The organism is Streptomyces sp. NPDC107562 (assembly GCF_055657325.1).
This window is the reverse complement of the sequence record NZ_JBVKBE010000012.1, coordinates 104399-129072: the sequence shown is the minus strand read 5'-3', so window position 1 is coordinate 129072 and position 24674 is coordinate 104399. Positions and strand designations below refer to the sequence as shown.

23 protein-coding genes and 5 tRNA genes are annotated in these 24674 nt (G+C 70.6%); 11 read left to right on the top strand and 17 right to left on the bottom strand.

The genetic code is table 11. From position 1 onward, the window contains the following. The first annotated feature begins 37 nt into the window (after positions 1–37). On the top strand, positions 38–271 hold the full coding sequence (locus ACZ7LV_RS28575; protein WP_401673758.1) for an Lrp/AsnC family transcriptional regulator: 234 nt from the start codon (positions 38–40) through the stop codon (positions 269–271). Positions 272–291: 20 nt separating this feature from the next. Then, entirely contained in the window at positions 292–789 is a 498-nt protein-coding gene (locus tag ACZ7LV_RS28570; protein ID WP_471943395.1) for a DUF3515 domain-containing protein, read from the top strand. A 25-nt stretch (positions 790–814) separates the two neighbouring features. Here the strand turns inward: ACZ7LV_RS28570 and ACZ7LV_RS28565 are convergent, their stop codons facing one another. The 3 genes from ACZ7LV_RS28565 to ACZ7LV_RS28555 are packed head-to-tail and all read right to left on the bottom strand — an operon-like array spanning position 815 to position 3926. Further along, positions 815–1972, bottom strand: coding sequence for a D-alanine--D-alanine ligase family protein (locus ACZ7LV_RS28565; protein ID WP_471943393.1), 1158 nt, complete (start codon positions 1970–1972; stop codon positions 815–817). A gap of 59 nt (positions 1973–2031) precedes the next feature. Further along, positions 2032–3042: an NAD(P)H-dependent glycerol-3-phosphate dehydrogenase gene (locus tag ACZ7LV_RS28560; protein ID WP_471943391.1), complete on the bottom strand. Its 1011-nt coding sequence runs from the start codon at positions 3040–3042 to the stop codon at positions 2032–2034. Continuing rightward, positions 3039–3926 carry a lysophospholipid acyltransferase family protein gene (locus ACZ7LV_RS28555; RefSeq protein WP_471943389.1) on the bottom strand — a complete coding sequence of 296 codons (888 nt, stop codon included), beginning with the start codon at positions 3924–3926 and terminating at the stop codon, positions 3039–3041. The genes ACZ7LV_RS28560 and ACZ7LV_RS28555 overlap by 4 nt, the downstream gene beginning before the upstream one ends. A gap of 143 nt (positions 3927–4069) precedes the next feature. Here ACZ7LV_RS28555 and cofC point away from each other — a divergent pair, with 143 nt between their 5' ends. Continuing rightward, positions 4070–4708 carry a 2-phospho-L-lactate guanylyltransferase gene (gene cofC, locus ACZ7LV_RS28550; protein WP_471943598.1) on the top strand — a complete coding sequence of 213 codons (639 nt, stop codon included), beginning with the start codon at positions 4070–4072 and terminating at the stop codon, positions 4706–4708. 9 nt (positions 4709–4717) lie between these two features. Next, positions 4718–4921 (top strand): hypothetical protein, encoded by a 204-nt coding sequence (locus tag ACZ7LV_RS28545; RefSeq protein ID WP_365450676.1) that lies wholly within the window; start codon positions 4718–4720, stop codon positions 4919–4921. Between the two features lie 75 nt (positions 4922–4996). Here the strand turns inward: ACZ7LV_RS28545 and ACZ7LV_RS28540 are convergent, their stop codons facing one another. The 4 genes from ACZ7LV_RS28540 to leuC form a co-directional block, all read right to left on the bottom strand. Beyond that, positions 4997–5644: an HU family DNA-binding protein gene (locus tag ACZ7LV_RS28540; protein ID WP_471943387.1), complete on the bottom strand. Its 648-nt coding sequence runs from the start codon at positions 5642–5644 to the stop codon at positions 4997–4999. Between the two features lie 138 nt (positions 5645–5782). Continuing rightward, positions 5783–6013: an SCO5555 family protein gene (locus ACZ7LV_RS28535; protein ID WP_471943385.1), complete on the bottom strand. Its 231-nt coding sequence runs from the start codon at positions 6011–6013 to the stop codon at positions 5783–5785. Between the two features lie 263 nt (positions 6014–6276). Then, a complete protein-coding gene (leuD, locus tag ACZ7LV_RS28530) occupies positions 6277–6870 on the bottom strand; it encodes a 3-isopropylmalate dehydratase small subunit (RefSeq protein WP_471943383.1) in 594 nt (197 codons plus the stop codon). A 5-nt stretch (positions 6871–6875) separates the two neighbouring features. Beyond that, positions 6876–8306, bottom strand: a complete 1431-nt coding sequence (leuC, locus tag ACZ7LV_RS28525; RefSeq protein WP_471943381.1) for a 3-isopropylmalate dehydratase large subunit — start codon at positions 8304–8306, stop codon at positions 6876–6878. A gap of 199 nt (positions 8307–8505) precedes the next feature. Here leuC and ndgR point away from each other — a divergent pair, with 199 nt between their 5' ends. Then, positions 8506–9222 (top strand): IclR family transcriptional regulator NdgR, encoded by a 717-nt coding sequence (gene ndgR, locus ACZ7LV_RS28520; protein ID WP_471943379.1) that lies wholly within the window; start codon positions 8506–8508, stop codon positions 9220–9222. A gap of 665 nt (positions 9223–9887) precedes the next feature. Here the strand turns inward: ndgR and ACZ7LV_RS28515 are convergent. Beyond that, complete coding sequence (locus ACZ7LV_RS28515) at positions 9888–10370, bottom strand: DUF4188 domain-containing protein (protein WP_471943377.1); 483 nt, start codon at positions 10368–10370, stop codon at positions 9888–9890. 129 nt (positions 10371–10499) lie between these two features. On the opposite strand from ACZ7LV_RS28515, the gene ACZ7LV_RS28510 reads away from it, so the two are divergent. Next, positions 10500–11147 (top strand): MerR family transcriptional regulator, encoded by a 648-nt coding sequence (locus ACZ7LV_RS28510; protein WP_471943375.1) that lies wholly within the window; start codon positions 10500–10502, stop codon positions 11145–11147. Between the two features lie 46 nt (positions 11148–11193). Here the strand turns inward: ACZ7LV_RS28510 and ACZ7LV_RS28505 are convergent. From ACZ7LV_RS28505 to ACZ7LV_RS28465, 9 genes are all read right to left on the bottom strand, one after another. Continuing rightward, positions 11194–11266, bottom strand: a tRNA-Glu gene (locus tag ACZ7LV_RS28505). A 28-nt stretch (positions 11267–11294) separates the two neighbouring features. Beyond that, a tRNA-Gln gene (locus ACZ7LV_RS28500) sits at positions 11295–11366 on the bottom strand. Between the two features lie 20 nt (positions 11367–11386). Next, positions 11387–11459: transfer RNA gene (locus tag ACZ7LV_RS28495), tRNA-Glu, on the bottom strand. Between the two features lie 19 nt (positions 11460–11478). Continuing rightward, positions 11479–11551 (bottom strand) — tRNA-Glu (locus tag ACZ7LV_RS28490). A gap of 21 nt (positions 11552–11572) precedes the next feature. Continuing rightward, positions 11573–11644 (bottom strand) — tRNA-Gln (locus ACZ7LV_RS28485). A gap of 92 nt (positions 11645–11736) precedes the next feature. After that, positions 11737–12468, bottom strand: a complete 732-nt coding sequence (locus tag ACZ7LV_RS28480; RefSeq protein ID WP_471943373.1) for an HAD family hydrolase — start codon at positions 12466–12468, stop codon at positions 11737–11739. A 93-nt stretch (positions 12469–12561) separates the two neighbouring features. Further along, the gene (gltX, locus tag ACZ7LV_RS28475) at positions 12562–14079 is read right to left on the bottom strand and encodes a glutamate--tRNA ligase (RefSeq protein WP_471943371.1); all 1518 of its coding nucleotides are present in this window, start codon (positions 14077–14079) and stop codon (positions 12562–12564) included. Beyond that, the gene (locus ACZ7LV_RS28470) at positions 14072–14848 is read right to left on the bottom strand and encodes a fumarylacetoacetate hydrolase family protein (protein ID WP_471943369.1); all 777 of its coding nucleotides are present in this window, start codon (positions 14846–14848) and stop codon (positions 14072–14074) included. The genes gltX and ACZ7LV_RS28470 overlap by 8 nt, the downstream gene beginning before the upstream one ends. A 116-nt stretch (positions 14849–14964) precedes the next feature. Beyond that, a complete protein-coding gene (locus ACZ7LV_RS28465) occupies positions 14965–15153 on the bottom strand; it encodes a hypothetical protein (RefSeq protein ID WP_471943367.1) in 189 nt (62 codons plus the stop codon). A 588-nt stretch (positions 15154–15741) separates the two neighbouring features. Here ACZ7LV_RS28465 and ACZ7LV_RS28460 point away from each other — a divergent pair. The 5 genes from ACZ7LV_RS28460 to ACZ7LV_RS28440 all read left to right on the top strand — a co-directional run bounded on the left by ACZ7LV_RS28460 (position 15742) and on the right by ACZ7LV_RS28440 (position 24666). Beyond that, a complete protein-coding gene (locus ACZ7LV_RS28460) occupies positions 15742–19551 on the top strand; it encodes a sensor histidine kinase (RefSeq protein ID WP_471943365.1) in 3810 nt (1269 codons plus the stop codon). 9 nt (positions 19552–19560) lie between these two features. Further along, entirely contained in the window at positions 19561–19974 is a 414-nt protein-coding gene (locus ACZ7LV_RS28455) for a roadblock/LC7 domain-containing protein (protein WP_003973453.1), read from the top strand. A 111-nt stretch (positions 19975–20085) separates the two neighbouring features. After that, complete coding sequence (locus ACZ7LV_RS28450; protein WP_385378991.1) at positions 20086–20484, top strand: DUF742 domain-containing protein; 399 nt, start codon at positions 20086–20088, stop codon at positions 20482–20484. Further along, entirely contained in the window at positions 20465–21040 is a 576-nt protein-coding gene (locus ACZ7LV_RS28445) for a GTP-binding protein (protein ID WP_218515851.1), read from the top strand. Before ACZ7LV_RS28450 ends, ACZ7LV_RS28445 begins: the two co-directional genes overlap by 20 nt. Before the next feature lie 389 nt (positions 21041–21429). Beyond that, positions 21430–24666: a sensor histidine kinase gene (locus ACZ7LV_RS28440; RefSeq protein WP_471943363.1), complete on the top strand. Its 3237-nt coding sequence runs from the start codon at positions 21430–21432 to the stop codon at positions 24664–24666. Positions 24667–24674 lie beyond the last annotated feature (8 nt).

The following is a 24674-nucleotide window of genomic DNA, read 5'->3' as shown; positions in this document are numbered from 1 at the left end:
TTCCCCACATGATCCTCGTGGCCGCCCTGGAGGTTCCGTGGTACAGGCGTACATCCTGATCCAGACGGAGGTCGGCAAGGCGTCGACCGTCGCCGACATGATCAGCAAGATCCCGGGGGTGATCCAGGCCGAGGACGTGACGGGACCGTATGACGTCATCGTCCGCGCCCAGGCCGACACCGTCGACGACCTGGGCCGCATGGTGGTCGCCAAGGTCCAGCAAGTGGACGGCATCACCCGCACCCTGACCTGCCCGGTCGTCCATCTCTAGTCCCCGTCTACCCTTGGCCGGTGAAGTCCTTTCGTCACCGGCTCATCGGTCTGCCCGCGTCCGCGTTGCTGATCACTGTCGTGGGCTGCTCCTCAGCAGACGACAGTGCGGGCGTCGCGGTTCCCAGCCCCTCTCCGGCGGTCACGAAGCTGTGCCAGAACCTGGACAAGGCGCTGCCCCGCACGGTGGACGGTCTGAGCCGGAACGACCCCGAGCCCCGTTCGGTGCTCACCGCGGGCTGGGGAAGCCCGGTGATCATACTGCGCTGCGGGGTCGTCCGGCCGCCGAAGATGATCGACCCGAAGGTGGCCGAGGGCGGGGATCCCGACGCCGTGGCGGGGGGTGTGAACGGCGTCGACTGGCTGCAGGAGGAAAGCGCCGGGGGCTACCGGTTCACCAGCGCGAACCGCACGGCGTACGTCGAGGTGAGCGTGCCCGAGGGGCAGGACAGCGCGGGGGTCCTGGTCGACCTGGCCCCGGCGGTGAAGTCGGCGATCCCCGAGGGAATCGCCGACTGACGGCGCCACGCCCCACGGGGACGGGTCAGCGCAGGCCCGTCGAGCGGTCCAGGGCCGCCTGGATCAGGCGGTCCACCAGCTCCGCGTAGGTCACCCCGCTCGCCTGCCACATCTGCGGGTACATCGAGATCGGCGTGAAGCCGGGCATCGTGTTGATCTCGTTGATCACGAACTCGCCGTCCTCGGTGAGGAAGAAGTCCGCGCGGACCAGGCCCTCGCACGAGGCGGCCTCGAAGGCGTCCACGGCAAGCCTCTGCACCTCGGCCGTCTCCTCGTCGGTGAGGGGGGCCGGGACGAGGCCGGGGGTGGAGTCGATGTACTTCGCCTCGAAGTCGTAGTACGCGTGCGTGTCCGGCGGCGGGATCTCCGCGGGGACGGAGGCCCGGGGGCCGTCCTCGAACTCCAGGACGCCGCACTCGATCTCGCGGCCGCGCAGCGCCGCCTCGACGATGATCTTCGGGTCGTGGCGTTGGGCCTCGGCGATCGCCTCGTCGAGGCCGTCGAAGGACTCGACCTTGGTGATGCCGATCGAGGACCCCGCGCGCGCGGGCTTCACGAACAGCGGCCAGCCGTGCTCGCCGGCGAACTCGGCGATCCGGCGCCGCGCCCCGGCCTGGTCGGTGCGCCACTCACGGGGCCTGACCACCAGGTACGGGCCCACCCGGAGCCCGAACGAGGTGAACACCCGCTTCATGTACTCCTTGTCCTGACCGACGGCGGAGGAGAGCACTCCGGAACCGACGTAGGGGACACCGGAGAGCTCCAGGAGGCCCTGCAGGGTGCCGTCCTCGCCGTACGGGCCGTGCAGCACCGGGAAGACCACGTCGACCTCGCCCAGGGCCTTGGGCACGGACCCCGGCTCGCTGTAGACGACTTCGCGGTTGGCCGGGTCGACGGGGAGCACGACGGCGCCCTCGCCCGAGTCGGCGAGGTCCTCGACGGTCGGCGTACGGCGGTCGCTGATCGCCATCCGCTCCGGCTCGTCGGCGGTGAGCGCCCACCGGCCGTCCTGGGTGATGCCGATCGGCAGGACCTCGTACTTGGTCCGGTCGACGGCCCGCAGTACGGCGCCGGCGGTGACCACGGAGATCCCGTGTTCGGAGCTGCGCCCGCCGAACACGACGGCCACACGCGGCTTGCGAGACGGCTGCTCGGGGCTCTGGGGGAGGTTCTCGGTGCTCATATCGCGTTGAGAGTACCCGGTGGTAGGGGCCGGACACAGCGTCCGTACGCCCGCGTCGCTCAGCGTCGTTCGGCCTTCGCGCTGCGCGACATCAGCTCCTTGAGGGCGACCACCGGAGGCTTGCCCTCGTGCACGATTCCGACCACCGTCTCGGTGATGGGCATGTCGACGCCGTGCCGTCGCGCCAGATCCAGCACCGACTCGCAGGACTTGACGCCCTCGGCGGTCTGCCGGGTGACCGCGATGGTCTCCTCCAGGGTCATGCCCCGGCCGAGGTTGGTGCCGAAGGTGTGGTTGCGCGAGAGCGGCGAGGAGCAGGTGGCGACCAGGTCGCCGAGGCCCGCGAGGCCGGAGAAGGTCAGCGGGTCCGCGCCCATGGCCAGGCCCAGCCGGGTCGTCTCCGCGAGGCCGCGGGTGATCAGCGAGCCCTTGGCGTTGTCGCCGAGCCCCATGCCGTCCGCGATCCCGACGGCGAGGCCGATGACGTTCTTGACCGCGCCGCCGAGTTCACAGCCGACGACGTCGGTGTTGGTGTACGGGCGGAAGTACGGCGTGTGGCAGGCGGCCTGGAGCCGCTGGGCGACGGCCTCGTCGGTGCAGGCGACCACGGAGGCGGCCGGCATCCGGGCGGCGATCTCGCGCGCGAGGTTGGGCCCGGTGACCACGGCGACCCGCTCGGCGGGCACGTCCGCGACGTCCATGACGACCTCGCTCATCCGCATGGCGGAACCGAGTTCGACGCCCTTCATCAGGGAGACGAGGACGGTGTCGGGGGCGAGCAGCGGCGCCCAGGCGGCGAGGTTGCCGCGCAGCGTCTGGGAAGGGATGGACAGCACCGTGAAGTCGGCTCCGGAGGCCGCCTCGGCGGGGTCGGTGGTGGCGCGCAGGTTCCCGGGGAGTTCGAAGCCCGGGAGGTAGTCCGGGTTGGTCCGGCCGGAGTTGATGGCCTCGGCGACCTCCGCCCGGCGTGCCCACAGGGTGACCTCGCACCCCGCGTCGGCGAGCACCATCCCGAACGCCGTACCCCACGAACCGGCGGCGAAGACCGCCGCCTTGACCGGCTTGCTCACGTGCCCTGCCCCTCCTCGCCACCGGCCTGCCCGGCCGCTTCCCGACCCGTCTGACCAGCCGCTTCACGTCCGGCCTCGCCGGCGTTCTCCCGGATCGGCCGCCCGAGCGCGACTCCGCCCGTCTCGACGACGGCCGCCCGGCCGAGCTTCTGCGCCTCGGTCCGGCGCCGCTGCTCGACGCGCTCGCTCCTCGGGTCGTACGGCGACTCGGGGGCCCGCTCGCCGCGGATCTCCTCCAGGTGGCCGGTGATCGCGGCCATGATGACCTCGGTGGCCTCCTTGAGGACGTCCGCGGTCATCTCCTTGCCGTAGAAACGAGAGAGGTCCACCGGAGGGCCCGCCAGCACCTGGTGGGTCTTGCGCGGGAGGAGGTTGGGCTTCTTGGCGTACGGCGGGAGCAGTTCGTTGGCGCCCCACTGGGCGACCGGGATGACCGGGCACCTGGTCTTCAGCGCGACGCGCGCGGCACCGGTCTTGCCGGTCATGGGCCAGCCGTCCGGGTCCCGGGTGATGGTGCCCTCGGGATAGAAGGCGACGCATTCGCCGCGCTCCACGGCGTCGATGGCGGCCCGGAAGGCACTGAGCGCATCCGTGCTCTCCCGGTAGACGGGGATCTGGCCGGTGCCACGCATCATGGTGCCGACGAATCCCTTCTTGAAAAGGCCGCTCTTCGCCAGGAATCGCGGAACCCGTCCGGTGTTGTACTGAAAGTGCGCGTACGCGAAGGGGTCGACGTGCGAATTGTGGTTCACCACGGTGATAAAGCCACCCGCGGCCGGAATGTGCTCCATTCCGCGCCAGTCCCGCTTGAGCAGAACCACCAGCGGCGGTTTACAGATCACCGCTGCGAGGCGGTACCAGAAGCCGATTCTGCGGCGGGGCACACGGACACCTTCCTTCTGTGGCCTGGGGGCCGGACAAGTGTCGCTCCAGGCCGTCGGTCTGTCGAGAACACCGTACGCCCCGACCCTGCGCCCACCGGGAGGGCCGGGTGACAATGACCGCGACAAGAGAGGGACGAACGCCGGTGCTGTGGACCTTGGTGATACCCGTGAAGTCTTTGGCGCGGGCCAAGAGCAGGCTCGCGGACGCGGCCGCCGACGCGTTGCGCCCGGGCCTCGCCCTCGCCTTCGCCCAGGACACGGTGGCCGCCGCGCTGGCCAGCCCGGCGGTGCGCGATGTGGCAGTTGTCACGGACGACGCCCTGGCCGGGCGGGAGCTGGCCGCACTGGGTGCCCGCATCGTCTCCGACGAACCGGGAGGCGGGCTGAACGCGGCCCTGGCGCACGGGGCGGCGGCCGTGCGGGCCCGGTGCCCCATAAGCCCGGTCGCGGCCCTGAACGCCGATCTTCCCGCGCTGCGCCCGACGGAATTGGCCCAGGTCCTGGACGCGGCCGCGGAATTCCCCCGGGCTTTTCTCGCGGATGCGGCGGCAATCGGTACGACCCTGCTGGCGGCGACGCCGGGCCGGGAATTGCTTCCGGCATTCGGTACGGATTCACGGGCCCGCCATCGCGGCGGCGGGGCGGTGGAACTCGGTCTGGCGGGCGTGGATTCGGTGCGGCAGGACGTGGACACCGCCGACGACCTGCGCGCGGCACTGGCGCTCGGGGTGGGCCCGCGCACGGCCGCCGCGACCGCGCAACTGCTGATCTCCGGGCAGTAGGCTGCCGTCATGCACGCCACCGCTTACACGTACGACGCCGGGACGCGCAGCGGGCAGGTTCTGCTGGACGACGGGACTCCGGTGCCCTTCGACGCCGCCGCGTTCGACGCGGGCGGGCTGCGGCTGCTGCGGCCCGGGCAGCGGGTCCGGATCGAGGTGGAGGGTCCGAAGGAGAGTCCGCGGATCACGCTGGTGACGCTGCAGACCCTCTGACCTGCCCCTGAACATGCCGCGGGCCGGGCTCCCCGACGGAGTCCGGCCCGGCGCGTGAGTACCCTGCGCCCTCGTCTACTTGCGGGCGGTGGCCTTCTTGGCGGTGGTCTTGCGTGCCGACGTCTTCTTGGCCGGGGCCTTCTTGGCCGTCGCCTTCTTCGCCGGGGCCTTCTTGGCGGTCGCCTTCTTGGCGGTCGTCTTCTTCGCGGCGGTGGTCTTGGCGGTCGCCGAGGTCTTCTTGGCGGTCGTCTTCTTCGCGGCCGCCGTGGTCTTCTTCGCGGCGGCCGTGGTCTTCTTGGCCGTCGCCTTCTTGGCCGTGGTGGCCTTCTTCGCGGCCGCCTTCGTGGTCTTCTTCGCCGCGGCCTTCTTGACCGTGGCCGTGGCGCCGCCGGTCAGGCTGCCCTTGGGCGCCTTCTTGACGGAGACCTCTCCGCCGCGCGGGAGCTTCTTCGAGCCGCTCACCAGGTCCTTGAAGCCCTGGCCGGCGCGGAAGCGCGGCACCGAGGTCTTCTTGACCCGAACCCGCTCGCCCGTCTGGGGATTGCGGGCGTAGCGAGCCGGACGGTCGACCTTCTCGAACGAGCCGAAACCGGTGACCGACACCCGCTCACCTGCGACGACGGCGCGGACGATGGCGTCCAGTACGTGGTCGACAGCTTCGGCGGCCTGCTGACGGCCGCCCATCTTGTCGGCAATCGCTTCTACGAGCTGCGCCTTGTTCACGTCTTCCCCTTCGGAGACATCGCCAGAACGAAAGTGTTCAAGCTTTTTCGCACGTTAGGCAGATATATACCGCAAATCAAACACGAAACGGGCTAATCACCCTTGTGCCGCAACCGACTCGGCTGCCTCTGACGTGATTCAGCCTTCCTCTTCGGGCAATCGCCCGGCGTCGAGGTCGGCGATGAACCGCTCCAGACGCTTTGTCGCGTCGGTGAGGTCGTGCTTGGCCGCGGCCGTGATGACCAGCAGCTTCCGGGTCAGCGCCATCCGTACGCCCTCCGGGACTTGCAGTGCGCGCACTCTTGCGTGCGCTTCCTTGAGTTGGTCCGCGACCGCCGCATAGAGCTCGAGTTGGCCGTCGCGTTCCATGCACAGATTGTGCCATCTGGGGCGAGTTGTCGCCTGCCCGGGGGGCAACTGGCGCCGCGAACGGCCCTCCGGCACGCCGCCGACGCCGCGTTGTCAAGTCCCGCGTACCCCAACAACAACCGTCATAACGTGGCCAGTTGAAGGAACAGGAAGTGCGGGGTGCGGCCATCCGGGTGCGAAAAAAGGCTGTACCCCCGATCGGGCCGATCGGGGGTACAGCCGGGTGTGGGGGTGGCCGAAAGTCGACCGCCGGGGTCGAAGGTTCAGACCTTCAGCGTGCGCGGCTTGTAGGCGGGCCGCACGGCCTCGTAGGTGGCGATGTCGCCCTCGTTCTGCAGCGTGATCGAGATGTCGTCCAGCCCGTTCAGCAGCCGCCAGCGGGAGTTCTCGTCCAGCTCGAAGGAGGCGGTGACGCCCTCGGCGCGCACCTCGCGCCCGACCAGGTCGACGGTCACCTCGGCCTCGGGGTCGCGCTCGGTGAGCTCCCACAGCGCGTCCACGACCTTCTGCTCCAGCACGACCGTGAGCAGGCCGTTCTTCAGCGAGTTGCCGCGGAAGATGTCGGCGAAGCGGGAGGAGATCACGGCCTTGAAGCCGTAGTTCTGCAGCGCCCAGACGGCGTGCTCACGGGAGGAGCCGGTACCGAAGTCGGGGCCGGCGACCAGCACGGTCGCGCCCTGGCGCTCGGGCCGGTTGAGCACGAACTCCGGGTCCTTGCGCCAGGCCTCGAACAATCCGTCCTCGAACCCGTCCCGGGTGACCTTCTTGAGCCAGTGGGCGGGGATGATCTGGTCGGTGTCGACGTTGCTGCGGCGCAGCGGGACGGCCCGGCCGGTGTGCGTGGTGAAAGCTTCCATGATCCTCAGACTCCAGCGGGCGTACGGGTCTCGACGTGGGCGAGGTCGGCGGGGGAGGCCAGGTGCCCCAGGACCGCCGTGGCGGCTGCGACCTGCGGCGACACCAGGTGCGTACGGCCGCCCTTGCCCTGCCTGCCCTCGAAGTTGCGGTTGGAGGTGGACGCCGAGCGCTCGCCGGGGGCCAGCTGGTCGGGGTTCATGCCCAGACACATGGAGCAGCCGGCGTGCCGCCACTCGGCGCCGGCCTCCTTGAAGAGGACGTCCAGACCCTCGGAGACGGCCTGCAGACCGACCCGTGCGGAGCCCGGCACGACCAGCATCCGTACGCCGTCGGCGACTTTGCGGCCCCGCAGCAGGTCCGCCGCGGCGCGCAGGTCCTCGATGCGGCCGTTGGTGCAGGAGCCTACGAAGACGGTGTCCACCTTGATGGACCGCAGCGGCTGCCCGGCCTCCAACCCCATGTACTCCAGGGCCTTTTCGGCGGCGAAGCGCTCCGAAGCGTCTTCGTACGAAGCCGGGTCGGGGACGGACGCCGAAAGCGGCGCGCCCTGGCCCGGGTTGGTGCCCCAGGTGACGAACGGCGACAGCGCGGTGGCGTCGATGACCACCTCGGCGTCGAACTCGGCGTCGTCGTCGGTCCTCAGGGTCTTCCAGTACGCGACCGCGGCGTCCCAGTCGGCGCCCTCGGGGGCGTGCGGGCGGCCTTCGAGGTAGGCGAACGTGGTCTCGTCAGGGGCGATCATGCCCGCGCGGGCGCCGGCCTCGATCGACATGTTGCAGATGGTCATCCGGGCCTCCATCGAGAGCTTCTCGATGGCCTCGCCCCGGTACTCCAGGACGTAGCCCTGGCCGCCGCCGGTGCCGATCCTGGCGATGATCGCCAGGATCAGGTCCTTGGCGGTGACGCCCTCGGGCAGCTCGCCGTTCACCGTGATCGCCATGGTCTTCGGGCGGGCCATGGGCAGTGTCTGGGTGGCCAGCACGTGCTCGACCTGCGAGGTGCCGATGCCGAACGCCAGCGCGCCGAAGGCGCCGTGCGTGGAGGTGTGCGAGTCACCGCAGACCACGGTGGTGCCGGGCTGGGTCAGGCCCAGCTGCGGGCCCACCACGTGGACGACGCCCTGCTCCACGTCGCCGAGCGGGTGCAGGCGCACCCCGAAGTCGGCGCAGTTCTTGCGCAGCGTCTCCAGCTGGGCGCGGGAGACCGGGTCGGCGATGGGCTTGTCGATGTCGAGGGTGGGGGTGTTGTGGTCCTCGGTCGCGATGGTCAGGTCGAGCCGCCGCACCTTCCGGCCGCCCTTGCGGAGGCCGTCGAAGGCCTGCGGGCTGGTCACCTCGTGCAGCAGGTGCAGATCGATGTAGAGGAGGTCGGGCTCGCCCTCGGCGCGCCGGACGACGTGGTCGTCCCAGACCTTCTCCGCGAGTGTCCTACCCATCGCTTTCCCTCCGGACGGCACATATGGTGTGCCGACCCAACTAGAGATCTTGAGGAGCGGCGGTCGAGGCGCGGTTTCCGCGCATCCGCCGCGAGGCCCTTTCATCCACCGGGCCGCTGTGACTTCGTGACATCAAGGGTGGCGCGTTCCACCGGAAATTGAACTTGCGTTTCACAGAGTGAGACGCAAGTATCGTTTCATGGACAACAGTAGCGGCGTCGGCGTTCTGGACAAGGCGGCACTCGTCCTGAGCGCTCTGGAGTCCGGTCCGGCCACCCTCGCGGGTCTGGTCGCGGCCACCGGACTGGCACGACCCACGGCTCACCGCCTGGCCGTGGCTTTGGAACACCACCGCATGGTGGCGCGCGACATGCAGGGCCGTTTCATTCTCGGACCGCGCCTGGCCGAGCTGGCCGCGGCCGCGGGTGAGGACCGTCTCCTGGCCACCGCGGGGCCGGTGCTCACGCACCTCCGTGACATCACCGGCGAGAGCGCGCAGCTCTACCGCCGCCAGGGCGACATGCGTATCTGCGTCGCCGCCGCGGAACGCCTGTCCGGACTTCGGGACACCGTCCCGGTCGGTTCGACGCTCACGATGAAGGCGGGGTCGTCCGCGCAGATCCTCATGGCCTGGGAGGAGCCGGAGCGGCTGCACCGGGGGCTGCAGGGTGCACGCTTCACGGCGACGGCACTGTCCGGCGTGCGGCGCCGGGGCTGGGCCCAGTCCATCGGCGAGCGGGAGCCGGGGGTCGCCTCCGTCTCCGCGCCCGTGCGGGGTCCGTCCAACCGCGTGGTCGCCGCCGTGTCCGTCTCCGGACCCATCGAGCGGCTGAGCCGCCACCCGGGCCGGATGCACGCCCAGGCGGTCATCGACTCCGCGGCCCGCCTCTCCGAGGCACTGCGCCGCACCGGCTGACGGAGCGCCCCAGGCCCCCTCCCCCCTCGCAGACTCACCAACACAAGCCCCACCCGGCGCCATGCGTCACACGAGCCACCCAGGTCACGGGCCAGGGACGGTCACAGGCCACACCGGTCACGGGTTCAGGGGCCAGAGAGCTCGTAGGGCCTCACACGCCACGGGGCAGTAGAGGTCACCTGGGGCCTCACACGCCGAGGAGGCCCCAGGTCGCACGGGCCTCGCAGGCCACGGAGCCACAGGTGCGCACAGGCCTCGCACGCCACGGAGCCACAGGTGTCGCACAGGCCTCGCACGCCACGGAGCCACAGGTGTCGCACAGGCCTCGCACTCCACGTGAGCCTCACAGGCAGGCGCCGTAGGCCCCAGCGCCGGCGGCTATCGTGGGCCGATCGTCCGGGGCGGGCTCGGGCCAAGAGGCGACAGCGATCGCAGCCCCATGACCGGCAAGGCCCCCCGGCAGGCACCAGGCCCCGCAGGCGTCAAGCCCCAGGCCCCTCCCCCGCACCGGCTCAGCGTGACGGGCCGCAGGCTCCCCGGCGGGCGGCAGGACGGAACACAGGAAGACGCCCCGGGGGCCGGCCTCGACGCCGCGGCCGGCCCCCGGGGCGAACGATGCTTCAGCGGTTACCGCTCCGGAAGCGCCGCGTGCGGCACTCCCCCGCTCAGGCCGCCCGCAGTCGCTCGGCGGCGCGCTCGCCGCGTCGCCCGACCGGCACCACGCCGGTCGCCTTGCCGAGGCCGAAGGCGGGCATGTTGACGTACACCGCCTCGTAGCCGCCGGCCGGCACGACGTACGTCTCGTGCCAGAAGCCGACCTTGTCCTTCCCCTCACGTATCCGCCGGTTGAACGCGGCCCACGCCGGCCGGTGCTCCTGGTCCGCGGCGGAGGCGTACGCGAGGAGCTTCTCGGTCGACTCCCAGTACTGCACCACGTACAGGACCCGCGGCCCCAGCAGTGTCTGCGCACCGAGCATGCCCCGCTCCCGCTCGCGCGACAGCTCCCGCAGCATGCGTGGCATCGCCCGCATCACCGGCAGCCAACTGCGCACCGCCCAGAGCCGGTTGAAGCGCATCCCGATCAGGAACACCACGACGTCCCCCTGCGCGTCCGCGGTCATACGCCCCGCGATCGGCTTGTCAGCCATGACGAAAACCCACCTTCCCCCTGAGACAGCCCTTGAGGACAGCGATTGGATAGTGCCGCTATCCATGATTGGATAGTGACACTCTCCAACGCGGGACGCAAGGGGAATGAGCAAGGGAGGCGCCCGGCCATGAGGCTGTCGGAGCTGAGCAGGCGAAGCGGCGTCGCCACTGCCACCGTGAAGTTCTATCTGCGCGAGGGACTGCTGCCGCCGGGCCGCCGGATCACCGCCACCCAGGCCGAGTACGGCGAGGAGCACCTGCGCCGGCTGCGCCTGGTGCGGGCACTGATCCAGGTCGGCGGCGTCTCGGTGGCCTCCGCGCGCGAGGTGCTCGCCGCGCTGGACAACGACTCCCTGGATCACAACGAGCGTCTCGGCACCGCCGTCTGGGCCCTCCCCCACGGCAAGCCCGCCGACCCCGACGACCCGGCGACCGGAACGGCCCGACAGCGCGCCGACCGCCTGCTGGAACTGCTCGGCTGGAGCTACGGCCCCACGACCGGCATGGCGCCACCGGCGTACGGAATGCTGGTGAACGCGATCGCCGCGCTGGAACGACTCGGATATCCGTGCGCCGTCGAGGACTTGGCGCCGTACGCCCGCGGCATGGAACAGCTCGCCGTCAACGATCTGGATCTCGTGGAGCAGTACGGCGGCGGGGCGGACGAACAGGTGGAGGCGGCGGTCGCGCTGACCGTGCTCTACGAGCCGGTGCTGCTCGCGTTGCGCAGGCTGGCGGAGGCGGAGGAGTCACGCCGCAGGTTCGGCACGCACTGATCACACGACGATGGGCCCCCACCGAAGTGGAGGCCCATCGCTCACGTACCCCCGACCGGATTCGAACCGGCGCTACCGCCTTGAGAGGGCGGCGTGCTAGGCCGCTACACAACGGGGGCGTGGACTCTGCGTCGCCGCAGGCCCGAGCTGGTCTACCTGGACTCGAACCAAGACTAACTGAACCAGAATCAGTCGTGCTGCCAATTACACCATAGACCAATGTGGTTTAGACCAGTCAGTACCCCCGACCGGATTCGAACCGGCGCTACCGCCTTGAGAGGGCGGCGTGCTAGGCCGCTACACAACGGGGGCCTTGATCCTCGCGGATCCGTACCCCCGACCGGATTCGAACCGGCGCTACTGCCGTGAGAGGGCAGCGTGCTAGGCCGCTACACAACGGGGGCTTTGCAGATGAGCTCTGCGAGCTGGCCTACCTGGACTCGAACCAAGACTAACTGAACCAGAATCAGTCGTGCTGCCAATTACACCATAGGCCACTGGAACGCAAGCCCCCACGGGGGATCTTGTTCTAGTTCGCTCCCCCGGATTCCGGCCTCTCGGCCCGCTCCCCGGCGGCGCAGGAAGAACATTACCTGAAGGTGGACGGGGCTCCAAAACGACTATCCGAGCCGAGGATCGCGGGGAGTTCGGCGAGGGAGGCGATCCGGTGCGGGCCGGCCGGAGCGTCGGCCCAGGTGTGCGCGCCGTCGCGGTCGATCCACACGGACACCAGTCCGGCGTCGGCGGCACCGCGCCAGTCGATCTCCGGGTGGTCACCGACGTACGCGACCAGGTGCGGCGGCAGGTCCAGCGCCTCGCAGGCCGCGAGGAACGCGCCGGCCTGCGGCTTGGAGACGCCGAGCTCGGCGGCGCACAGGATCGCCTCGAAGCGGTCGTGGACGCCGAGCACCCGCAGTTTGCGGTCCTGGACGTGGAGGCTGGAGTTGGAGAGCACCGCGTGCCGGTGGCTGGCCGCGAGGGCGTCCAGGACGGGCAGCACGTCGGGGAAGAGCGCCCAGGCGGCCTCGTAGTGCCCGATGTAGCGCTCGAACCAGGCCTCGGCCTCGACGTCGGTGAGTTCCCGGTCCAGGAACACCCGCACCCGGTCGCGTCGCTGGCCCTCGAAGGACACCTCACCGGCCGCGAACCGTGCCCACTGGCTGTCGGTGACCGCCCGCCACTGCGCGAGGGCGTGCTCGGCGCTCTCGTACGCGTCGAGCAGGTCCTCGGCCGCCAGGTGCGCGCGCATGCCGGCGCGGTCCGCGGTCGTGTAGTCGAACAGCGTGTCGTCCACGTCCCAGACCACGGCCCGAATGCTCATGGTCCGACGGTAACCCGGCGACCACGGGTCGCGGGCGGCTACGGCGAAAGGGCGGCACCCGCCGGCGGGTGCCGCCCTCGACCGGTGCGGGAGCTACGCGGCGAGCTTCGCCAGCGCCGCGTCGACGCGGGCCAGGGTCGCGTCCTTGCCCAGGATCTCCAGGGACTCGAAGAGCGGCAGTCCGACCGTGCGCCCGGTGACGGCCACACGGACCGGTGCCTGGGCCTTGCCGAGCTTGAGGCCGTGGGCCTCACCGGCCTCCAGGACGGCCGTCTTCAGCGACTCCGGGCTGCTCCAGTCGGCCGCGTCCAGCTTCTCGCGGGCCGTGCGCAGCAGGGCGTCGGAGCCCTCCTTCATGGCCTTGGTCCAGCTGGCCTCGTCGTACACCGGCTCCGGCAGGAACAGGAAGTCGACGTTGTCCGTGATCTCGGACAGGACCTTCAGACGGGTCTGCGCGTGCGGCGCGACGGCCTGCCACTTCAGCTCGTCGAAGGCCTCCGGGGCCCACGGCGCGAACGGGGCCTGCAACCAGGGGCGGCAGCGCTCCGTGAAGTCCTTGACCTCCAGCAGCCGGATGTGGTCGCCGTTGATCGCCTCGCACTTCTTGAGGTCGAAGCGGGCCGGGTTGGGGTTCACGTCCGTGACGTCGAAGGCCGCGACCATCTCGTCCGTCGTGAAGATGTCCTGGTCGGCGGAGAGCGACCAGCCCAGGAGGGAGAGGTAGTTGAGAAGGCCCTCGGGGAGGAAGCCGCGCTCGCGGTAGAGGTTGAGCGACGACTGCGGGTCCCGCTTGGAGAGCTTCTTGTTGCCCTCACCCATGACGTACGGCAGATGGCCGAACTCCGGGGTGCGCTTGGCGACGCCCAGCTCGGTCAGCGCCTTGTACAGGGCGATCTGCCGGGGGGTGGAGGACAGCAGGTCCTCGCCGCGCAGGACGTGGGTGATCTCCATCAGGGCGTCGTCGACCGGGTTGACCAGCGTGTAGAGCGGGGCGCCGTTGGCGCGCACGATGCCGTAGTCCGGGACGTTCTCCGGGGTGAAGGTCAGCTCGCCGCGGACCAGGTCGTTGAAGGTGATCGTCTCGTCGGGCATCCGGAAGCGGACGATCGGCGCGCGGCCCTGGGCCGTGTACTCCTCGACCTGCGCGGCGGTCAGCGCGCGGCAGTGGCCGTCGTAGCCGGACGGCCTGCCGGCGGCGCGGGCGGCCTCGCGGCGGCTGTCCAGCTCCTCCTGGGAGCAGTAGCAGTGGTAGGCGTGACCGGCGTCCAGCAGCTTGGCCGCGACGTCCCGGTAGATGTCCATGCGCTGCGACTGGCGGTACGGCGCGTGCGGGCCGCCGATCTCCGGGCCCTCGTCCCAGTCGAAGCCGAGCCAGCGCATCGCGTCGAGCAGCTGCTCGTAGGACTCCTCGGAGTCGCGGGCCGCGTCGGTGTCCTCGATGCGGAAGACCAGGGTGCCGCCGTGGTGCCGGGCGAACGCCCAGTTGAACAGGGCGGTGCGGACCAGGCCCACGTGCGGGTTACCGGTGGGCGAGGGGCAGAAACGGACGCGTACCCCCTGTCCGAGCGGAGCCGAGGAGTCGGGGGAGGGGGAGGCGGGTGCGCTAGCCACGCTTGACAACCTTGTTGGTGAGAGTGCCGATGCCTTCGATGCTGACGGAGACCTCGTCGCCGACAGCGAGGGGGCCGACCCCCGCGGGGGTGCCCGTGAGGATCACGTCGCCGGGGAGCAGCGTCATGGCCTCGGAGATGTTGACGATCAGATCCTCGATCGGGTGGATCATCTCGCTCGTGCGGCCGAGCTGGCGTTGCTGTCCGTTGACGGTCAGCTGGATGGTCAGGTCGCCCGGCTCCAGATCGGTCTCCACCCAGGGGCCCAGCGGGCAGGCGGTGTCGAAGCCCTTGGCCCGGGCCCACTGCTTCTCGCGGCGCTGGACGTCGCGGGCGGTGATGTCGTTGGCGCAGGTGTAGCCGAGGATCACGTCCCGGACGCGCTCGCGCGGGACCTCGCGGCACAGCCGGCCGATGACGACGGCCAGCTCGGCCTCGTGGTGGAGTTCCTCGGAGAAGGAGGGGTACTGGATCTCGTCGCCGGGGCCGATCACCGAGGTGGACGGCTTGAAGAAGGCGAACGGCGCGTCGGGCACGTCGTTGCCCAGTTCCCGCGCGTGCTCGGCGTAGTTGCGGCCGAAGGCGACGACCTTGTTGGGCAGGACCGGCGGCAGCAGCCGTACCTTGCTCAGCGGCACCTTGGTGCCGGAGAGCTCGAAGTCCGCGAACGGGATGCCCTTGATGATGTCGAGAACGAGCTCGTCCGGCTTGTCACCCTCGACCGCGCCGAAGGCGACGTTCCCGTCGATGGAGAACCTGGCGATGCGCACGGGATCCTTGCGCCCCTTACCTGAGCTGGGTGGAGTCTGATCGCTCCAGGCTAACGCGGCAAGGGGCGGGCGCCCCGCGCAATTGCTTAGCGGGGCGCCCGGTGGCGTGGTCGGCGCTACTCGGCCACCGCGGCCCCGGCCGGGAGGTCCATGAGGATCGTGCGCCGGGGGTTGGCGGTGCGGGCCGGGAGGTCGACGGAGTGCTCCGGGAGGTCCAGGGGCGCCGGCTCGTCGGCGCCGTCGAGGTGCGCCAGGGTGGTACGCCGCGGGTTGGCGGTCGTGTGGAACATCGTCGTCGTCTTCACGGTTGTACGTGACCCTGTCGTGTGCGGGGCGCCGGAAGCGCCGGTGGACAGAACGTTGCCTCTTGTAAAGCGTCAGGCTAAACATCCGATTCCCCGGGGGTGGCGACAGGGGGCGCCGAGTGCGGTGTGAGTTTCCTCACGATGCCGAGCTCAAAACCGGCAATTCCGGCTCGCAACTCATGCCAACGAAACGGACATTGAGCACCTGAAGCGCGCATTCCGCTCCTGATCATGGCGACTGGGACACCCGACAGGCCCCGACGACTCGTTGGGGTATGTCCGCTATCAGGTGGAGCCCCTTCTACATGTCGTGACGCCGCCCTCACGTGGTGTCACGGAGGTCACAGCCTGACCAACTGGCCTTGTTGGAGATCCTGCACTGTGCTGGAATTCCACGGACCGCCGCGGGATCGAGCCGGCGCGCAGGGGGCGCGAATCGCGTCGCTCCTGACGAGTGAGCGGCGAGAGGGGGAGTCCAGCGCCGGTCACTCACGACCACCCGGGTGCGCATTCAGGGCGCCCCCGACGACGCCGACACCGTCCTTCCGTTCACGCGGAGGGGCGCCTGGTCCAGAGGTTGCGACGCTAGTGCAGGGACGTTTCAAGAGGGATGGCAGTGCTTCGGCCGAGCCGGAGCCGCACGGCGGGACTGCCCCCATGGCCGGCAGCTCCTCGCCCCAGCACGCCCAGGGCCAGGGCCCGACCCCGTCCGGTGACGGTGGTCCGCGCTCAGGTCGCCCCGGCGCCTCGGCGTCCCCGGGCGCGTCGGCGTCCGCTCCGGCGGTGAAGCCGCCGCAGGGCGCGACCGGTCCGGGGCCACGAATAGCGCTGCGCAACTGGCGCATCTCGACCCGCCTGGTGGCTCTGCTCACGCTGCCGGTGGTCGCGGCCACCTCGCTCGGCGCGTTGCGTATCAGCCAGTCCATGGACGACATCGAGCAGCTCGACAACATGAAGCTGCTCACCGAGATGACCAAGCAGGCCACCGAACTGGCCGCCGCGCTCCAGGAGGAGCGCGACCAGTCCGCCGGCCCGCTCGCGCACGGCTCGACCGCGAGCGCCATCACGGTCAAGGGCTTCCAGGACAAGACGGACCGGGCGCTGGACAACTTCCTCGCCGCGTCCGAGGAGGTCGACTCCGCCAGCAAGGACGGCAACCTCCAGGGTGTGCGCGACAGCCTCGTCGGCCTCGCCCGCGACCTGAACAGCCTCAACGAGATCCGCAACAACGCCTACGAGGCCGAGGACAACTCCACGCAGACCGTGGAGGCCTACCACCGCCTCATCACGCACCTGCTGGACCTCTCGCAGGACATGGCCGAGGCGACCAGCAACCCGGACATGATCCAGCGCACCCGCGCGCTGTCCGCGTTCTCCTCCGCCAAGGAGTACGCGTCGATCCAGCGCGCGGTCCTCGCGGCGGCCCTGCCCGCGAGCAACAAGACCTTCGGCGACCTCTCCGAGAACGACCGGCTGTACGCCGAGTCGGCGCTGGAGAGCCAGGTCTCCGAGCTGCGCAGCTTCTCCAGCATCTACGGCGACGGCGCCGAGGAGCTGCTCAAGCCCATCGACCAGGGCAACGCGACCATCGAGTCCACCGACAAGTACGCCAGCCGCGCGCTCAGCCGCGAGAACGGTCTGGCGGGCCTGGAGAAGCGCTCCTACCGGGACTGGCTGGACGACAGCTCCACCAAGATCCAGCAGATGAAGAACATCGAGCGCACGCTGCTGGAGGACATGGAGCAGAAGGCGCGCGAGTTGCGCAGCGAGTCGGAGCGCGAAGCGATCATCTCCGGTGCGCTGGTCCTGATCGTGCTCGGCGTCTCGCTCGTCGGCGCCTTCGTGGTGGCCCGCTCCATGATCCGCTCGCTGCGGCGCCTGGAGGACACCGCGACCAAGGTCGCCCAGGAGCGACTGCCCGAGCTGGTCAAGCAGCTGTCCGAGTCCGACCCGCAGGACGTCGACACGTCCGTCGAGTCGGTCGGCGTGCACTCGCGCGACGAGATCGGCCGGGTGGCCACCGCCTTCGACGACGTGCACCGCGAGGCGGTCCGCCTCGCCGCCGAGCAGGCCCTGCTGCGGGGCAACGTCAACGCGATGTTCACCAACCTCTCGCGTCGCTCCCAGGGCCTCATCCAGCGCCAGCTGTCGCTGATCTCCGAACTGGAGTCCCGCGAGGCGGACCCGGACCAGCTGGCCTCGCTGTTCAAGCTCGACCACCTCGCCACCCGTATGCGCCGGAACGGCGAGAACCTCCTCGTCCTCGCGGGTGAGGAACCCGGCCGCCGCTGGACCCGTCCGGTCCCGCTGGTCGACGTGCTCCGCGCCGCCGCGTCCGAGGTGGAGCAGTACGAGCGCATCGAGCTGGCCTCGGTGCCGACCACCGAAGTGGCCGGCCGTGTGGTCAACGACCTCGTGCACCTGCTCGCCGAGCTGCTGGAGAACGCCACCTCGTTCTCCTCGCCGCAGACCAAGGTCAAGGTCACCGGTCACGCGCTGCCCGACGGCCGCGTGCTGATCGAGATCCACGACACCGGCATCGGCCTCTCCCCCGAGGACCTCGCCCAGATCAACGAGCGGCTCGCCTCGCCGCCCACCGTCGACGTCTCCGTCTCCCGCCGCATGGGTCTGTTCGTGGTCGGCCGCCTCTCGCAGCGCCACGGCATCCGCATCCAGCTGCGCCCGTCCGACTCCGGTGGCACGACCGCGCTGGTCATGCTCCCGGTGGACGTCGCCCAGGGCGGCCGCAAGCCGCAGGGCAAGCCCGGTCAGGGCGGCCCCGGTGGCACGGGTGGTCCGGCCGCGGCACAGGCCGCCGCCGGTGTCGCCGCCGCACGCCGTGGCAACGGCTCCTCGCTGGGCGCGGGTGCGCCGGGCGGCGGGGCTCTCGGTGCCGGCGCCTCCGGTGGTGCCCTCGGTGCCGGTGCGTCCGGCGGTGGCCGGCTCGGCGCCGGTCAGGGCCCGCGGGCCGCACTGCCCGGCCGCGACTCGGGCGGTGCTCCGGGTGGGGCACGTGGACAGCAGACTCCCCCGGCCCAGCAGGGCCGGCCGAACGCCGGTGCGGGCAACGCCCAGGCGCCGATGGCCCCGCAGGGCCAGGAGACCCGCGGCCCGGTGGGCCCGCAGCGCGGCAACGGGAAGGCCGGCGGCGAGCGCGGCCGGCGTGGCCGTCAGGCACAGCTCCCGCCCCGTGGCGGAGCGCGCGCCGAGCTGCCCGGCGGCAACGAGCAGCAGCGCCCGAGCTGGAGCGACGAGAACGCGCAGCCGTCGGTGCCGCGTGCCGCGATGGACACCCCGCGCGGCCACGACGAGCATCGGGACCCGTCGCACACGGCCCCGATGCCGAGGATCGACGACCGGCACGGCCCGGGCGCCACCTCGGAGATGCCCGTGGTTCCCCGCGCGGACGACCGCCAGAACCTGGGCGGCCCCGCCGACTTCCCGCACCAGGGCACCAACAACCAGCAGGACAACGGCCAGTTCGTCCGCTCGGACGTCTTCGGCACACCGGGCGGCCAGAACAACCCGTCCCACACGGGCCAGTTCGCCGTACCGCAGCAGGGCTACGACAACGGGTCCACCGGTCAGTACCCGGCGCCGCAGCAGCGGCAGGACAACGGCGTGAACGGTCAGTACGCCGCCCCGCAGGGCTACGACAACGGGTCCACGGGTCAGTACCCGGCCGTCCCGGGCTACGACAACGGGGCTACCGGCCAGTACGCCGGGTACGACACTTCGTCCACGGGGCAGCACTCGCTGCCCGGACACCAGAACCCGTCGGGCACCGGCCAGTTCGAGCGTCCGCAGGGCGACTTCGGTGGCCAGCGGCCGCCGGCCCCGCAGCGTCCCCAGCAGCGTCACGCCCGCCAGGAGCCGGAGGCGCTGCCGCCGGCCGCGGGTCCCGGCGACGGTCGTACGCCGCTGTACGACACGCTGGAGACGAACTGGTTCCACGGCCAGCAGGCCGCCCAGGGCCAGCCGGGTCCGCAGGGCCCGCACGGCCCGCAGTCCCAGCCGGGACGAGCCCAGCGTCCGCAGGGCAACGGCTCCGCGCCGGCCCCGCAGGCACCGCAGGGCCCCCCGGCTCCCCAGCGTCCCGCCGCCCCCGCATGGCGCAGCTCGCCGAACGACGACCTCGTCCGGCAGGCAGAGCGCGTGCGGCAGCCGGCCGCGGGCGGAGTCACCACCTCCGGTCTGCCGCGCCGCGTACCCCGGGCGAATCTCGTCCCGGGCACCGCACAGCAGCAGCCGCACCAGAGCGGTCCGCAGGTCTCGCGCGCCCCACAGGACGTGCGCGGCCGGCTTACCAACCTCCGTCGGGGTATCGCACAGGGCCGTCAGGCCGGGTCCGGCCAGACGGGCAGTTTCCCGAGCCCCACTCACCAGCAGGAGCGTTAGTTGAGTCCGATGAGCCAGGCGGCACAGAACCTGAACTGGTTGATCACCAACTTCGTGGACAACACCCCCGGGGTGTCCCACACCGTCGTCGTGTCCGCCGACGGTCTCCTCCTGGCGATGTCGGAGGGTTTTCCGCGCGACCGCGCCGACCAGCTCGCGGCGGTCGCGTCAGGCCTCACCTCGCTGACGGCCGGGGCGTCCCGGATCTTCGAGGGCGGCAACGTGGCGCAGACCGTCGTGGAGATGGAGCGAGGATTCCTTTTCCTCATGTCCGTCTCCGACGGCTCGTCCCTCGCCGTTCTCGCGCACCCGGAGTGCGACATCGGCCTCGTCGGCTACGAGATGGCGCTGCTGGTGGACCGCGCGGGAGCAGTGCTCACGCCGGACCTCCGCGCCGAACTGCAAGGAAGTCTGCTCCACTAACGCCCCCGGATCCACCCGTCTCACCAAATCACCGTCCGGCCGACACAATCCCCCCACCGGCCCCCGTCAGACGGCACGACTGACCAACTTGCTGTCCCGCCCGGAGGATTCATGACCCCGCCCACCGCCTCTCATGATCCGTACACAGATCCGTACGGGGACGAGGGCGACCAGCCGCTGGTTCGTCCGTACGCGATGACCGGCGGCCGGACCCGGCCGCGCTATCAGCTCGCGCTCGAGGCGCTGATCAGCACCACGGCCGACCCGGCAGCGCTCATGGGGCTGCTCCCGGAGCACCAGCGCATCTGCCACCTGTGCCGCGAGGTGAAGTCGGTCGCCGAGGTCTCGGCGCTGCTCGCCATGCCGCTCGGGGTGGCCCGCATCCTCGTCGCGGACCTCGCCGAGGCCGGACTCGTCGCCGTCCACCAGCCGGGTGGCGACGAGAGCAACGGCGGTGCGCCCGACGTGACACTGCTCGAAAGGGTGCTCAGTGGCCTTCGCAAGCTCTGAACCGAGAGGTGCCACCACCTCTGCCAAGATCGTGGTGGCCGGCGGCTTCGGCGTGGGCAAGACCACGTTCGTCGGCGCCGTCTCGGAGATCAACCCGCTGCGCACCGAGGCCGTCATGACGTCCGCCAGTGCGGGCATCGACGACCTCACGCACACCGGGGACAAGACCACCACCACGGTGGCGATGGACTTCGGCCGCATCACGCTGGACCAGGACCTGATCCTGTACCTCTTCGGTACGCCGGGTCAGGACCGCTTCTGGTTCATGTGGGACGACCTGGTCCGTGGCGCCATCGGCGCGGTGGTGCTCGTGGACACCCGCCGGCTGGCGGACTGCTTCCCCGCGGTTGACTACTTCGAGAACAGCGGTCTGCCGTTCGTCGTCGCCCTCAACGGCTTCGACGGTCAGCAGCCGTACGCTCCGGAGGAGGTCCGCGAGGCGCTGCAGATCGGCCCGGACACCCCGATCATCACCACCGACGCCCGGCATCGGGCCGACGCCAAGTCCGCGCTGATCACACTGGTCGAGCACGCGCTGATGGCTCGGCTGAAGTAGGACTCAAATGATCTGTCCCGTACGGCAGTTGCCGTAGGTGACATCCTCGTGGCGGCGGAGCCGGCTGTGGCCTTTGACACGGTCGGCTTCGGTGTTCATAACGTTTCGGCAGAGGAATCGAGGAGTCCCGCCACGCGTCGCGGTCATGTGGTGTCGCTGCGCGCACGAAAGCCCCGTCATTTGACGGGGCTCGCTCTTTATGACCGTTTTATCTAGCGCTTACGCCAGCGCGAATCCGCCCTTTCCTATGTTTGGAAGAGCGCTGGTCGACGTGCTGGAATGCCTGAACTGCCCAAAGGTCAAAGACGTACTCAGTGGTCGATGGCGAACTGGGCCCTGAGACACAGCGGCACGACGTAGGTGCCCGCCGCCGAGAGGTTGTTGGTCGAGTGAGGCGAAGCAACAAAGGTCCCGAGCCGCCCGCCCGGGGCAACTTCACCCCGCCGCCGCGCGGAGCGGCGCCCGCCCCTGCTGTGCCGGGTTCCGAGCAGGTGGCCACGCCCGCTCCGAGCGGCGGCCGTTTCTCCCCGCGCAACTGGCGCGTGGCGACCCGGCTGAACGCGATCCTGCTCATCCCCGTGATGGTCGGCCTGGTCATGGGCGGCTTCCAGGTGAAGAGTTCGATCGACACCTGGCAGGAGGCCGAGGACGCGGAGAGCACCGCGCGTCTGGTCCGGGCCTCCCTGACCTACGCGGACGCCCTCTACACCGAGCGCGACCTCACGACGGCCCCGCTGCTGCTGGGCCGCGACCAGGCCACGGTCACGCAGGCGCGCAAGAAGACCGACGCCGCCGCGGACGCGTTCGACGAGGCCGCCCAGAGCATGCCCCAGAAGCCGGGCCTGGAGCGCCGGCTGAGCCTGTTCCGTGAGGCGGAGCCCAAGCTCCAGCAGCTGCGGCAGGTCGCGTACACCTCCAAGCTCGACGGCGTGAAGACGGAGGAGGGCTACGTAGAGGTCGCCCACCCCCTGATGGAGTTCGCCAACGAGCTGGGCCTGGGCACCGGAAACATCACCAGCTACGGCCGCACGGTCTACGCGATCTCGCTGACCAAGGCGGCGCTGTCGCTGGAGCGGTCCATCGGCACGCACATCCTGGTCAAGCCGGGTCCGAAGGACGCCGACCTGGCCAAGCAGCGCGTGGCGCTCTCCTCCTACGCCTACCTCGAGGGCATCGCCGTCGAGGAGTACATCGGCGGTGGCACCGAGGCCGACGCGCAGAAGCTGGAGGACGCCAAGAGGCAGATCGAGGCGGACGGCCGACAGCAGGCCAAGGAAGCCCTGGCCCAGAACCCGGACTACAAGGCGCCGCCCTCCGACCCGGCCGTGATGGTCGGGGCCATGGCGGGCCTGACCACCACCGACCCCGCCGCCCGTGAGGCCCTCGCCCAGCAGGGCATCAGCGCGGAGAACTGGTGGGCGGTCAACACCCTCAAGTACAACGCGTACCGGCAGATCGAGTCGGACATGGCCGACACCGCGGTGAACGAGGCCGCGAGCATCGCCGACGGCGCCAAGCAGGACGCGATCATCACCGGCGCCATCGTCGTGGTGGCCCTGCTCGCCGCATTCATCCTGGCCGGCATGGTGGCCCGCCAGATGAGCCGCTCGATGCGCCAGCTGCGCAACGCGGCCTTCGGCATCGCCGAGCAGCGCCTGCCGATGCTGGTCGACCAGCTCTCGCGCACCGACCCCGGTCGGGTCGACACCCGTGTCTCGCCCATCCCGATCTCCTCCACGGACGAGATCGGCGAGGTCGCCCGGGCCTTCGACCAGGTCCACCGCGAGGCGGTCCGGCTCGCCGCCGAGCAGGCCCTGCTGCGGGGCAACATCAACGCGATCTTCACCAACCTCTCGCGCCGCAACCAGTCGCTGATCGAGGGCCAGCTGACCCTCATCACCGACCTGGAGAACAACGAGGCCGACCCGGACCAGCTGGAGAACCTCTTCCGACTGGACCACCTGGCCACCCGTATGCGCCGCAACGGCGAGAACCTCCTGGTCCTCGCGGGCGAGGAGCCCGGCCGCCGCTGGGACCAGCCGGTCCCGCTGGTCGACGTGGTGCGCGCCGCCTCCTCCGAGGTGGAGCAGTACGAGCGCATCGAGATATCCGGTGTGCCCGAGGCCGAGATCCACGGCCGCGCCGTGACCGACCTCGTGCACCTGCTGGCCGAGCTGCTGGAGAACGCGACCACGTTCTCCTCCCCGCAGACCAAGGTCCGCGTGACCGCGACCCGGCTGCCCGACGGCCGCGTGATGATCGAGATCCACGACAAGGGCATCGGCCTGACCGCCGAGGACTTCGCGGACATCAACCACAAGCTGGCCAATCCGCCGACCGTGGACGCCGCGATCTCCCAGCGCATGGGTCTGTTCGTGGTCGGCCGGCTGTCCGACCGGCACGGTATCCGCGTCCAGCTGCGCCCCTCGGGCGAGCAGGCCGGTACCACCTCGCTGGTCATGCTGCCCGACGCCATCACCCACGGTGGTGGCGGCGAGCAGGCACCGGTCGCCGACGAGTTCACCGTCTCGCAGATCATCCCGGAGCAGCAGTTCCAGGGGGAGAGCTTCAACGCCGCGCCTCCGATGCTCACGGCCGCCGAGCTCGGCTTCGACGACAGCCGCTACGAGGTCCCGGACGACATCCGCGACCTGGACCCGGTGGGCCGCTCCCTGATGCGCGAGGAGCGCCGCGCGGCCCTGGAGGCCCAGACCCACGGTCCGGAGCACGAGGGGCAGGGCTACGGCGACGGCGGCTACGACGCCGCGTCCGGCCAGCCGTACGACAACGGCGGGCAGCCGTACGACAACGGCCAGAGCGGTTACCCCGACCAGGCGGCGGCCTTCGGCCAGCAGCAGGGGTACCAGGAGCAGACGTCGTACGAGGACCAGCAGCAGCAGTCGTACGACGAGCAGTACTACGCGCCGAACGGGATGCCGCAGAGCGATGGTTTCCCGACCAACGGCGGCTATCCGGAGCCGGGTTATGCGGAGCCGGTCCAGGAGAAGTCCGCGGCCGCCCCGTCCGGTTCCCCGGACTCCTTCTCGGCCTTCGAAGAGGCGTCCTACCAGGGCGACTGGCCCCAGCACGACGGCTACCAGAACGGCTACGGCGACCAGTACGCTCCCGAAGCGGAATCCGCGCAGGCCGCTGACGCGAAGGAGCGGGACCGCGTAGGCTTCGACCGTCCGGGGCCGGGCCCCTCCGCTCCGCACGCGATGACCGACGCCGGGCTTCCCCGCCGGGGATCCACCGGTGGCGGGCAGGCGGCCGGCAGGTCCGCACAGCAGGACGCGGCGGCGAACGGCGACGGCGACGACAGCTGGCGCTCGGCCAACGACGAGCGCTGGCAGCAGGCCTCGCAGTTGCGCAAGCCCAAGGCGGGCGGGGTCACCTCCTCCGGCCTGCCGCGGCGGGTACCCAAGGCCAATCTGGTCGAGGGCACCGCGGAGTCGACCCCGCAGGGCGGCCCCCAGGTCTCCCGCGCTCCCGAGGACGTCCGGGGCAGGTTGAGCAACCTGCGCCGGGGAGTCCAGCGGGGACGCAGCGCGGGAAGTGAAACGAACGGCCAGGCCACTAGGAATCAGCACAGTGGTCCTGACAGCACCTACAACCAGGAGCGTTAGTGTGAGCC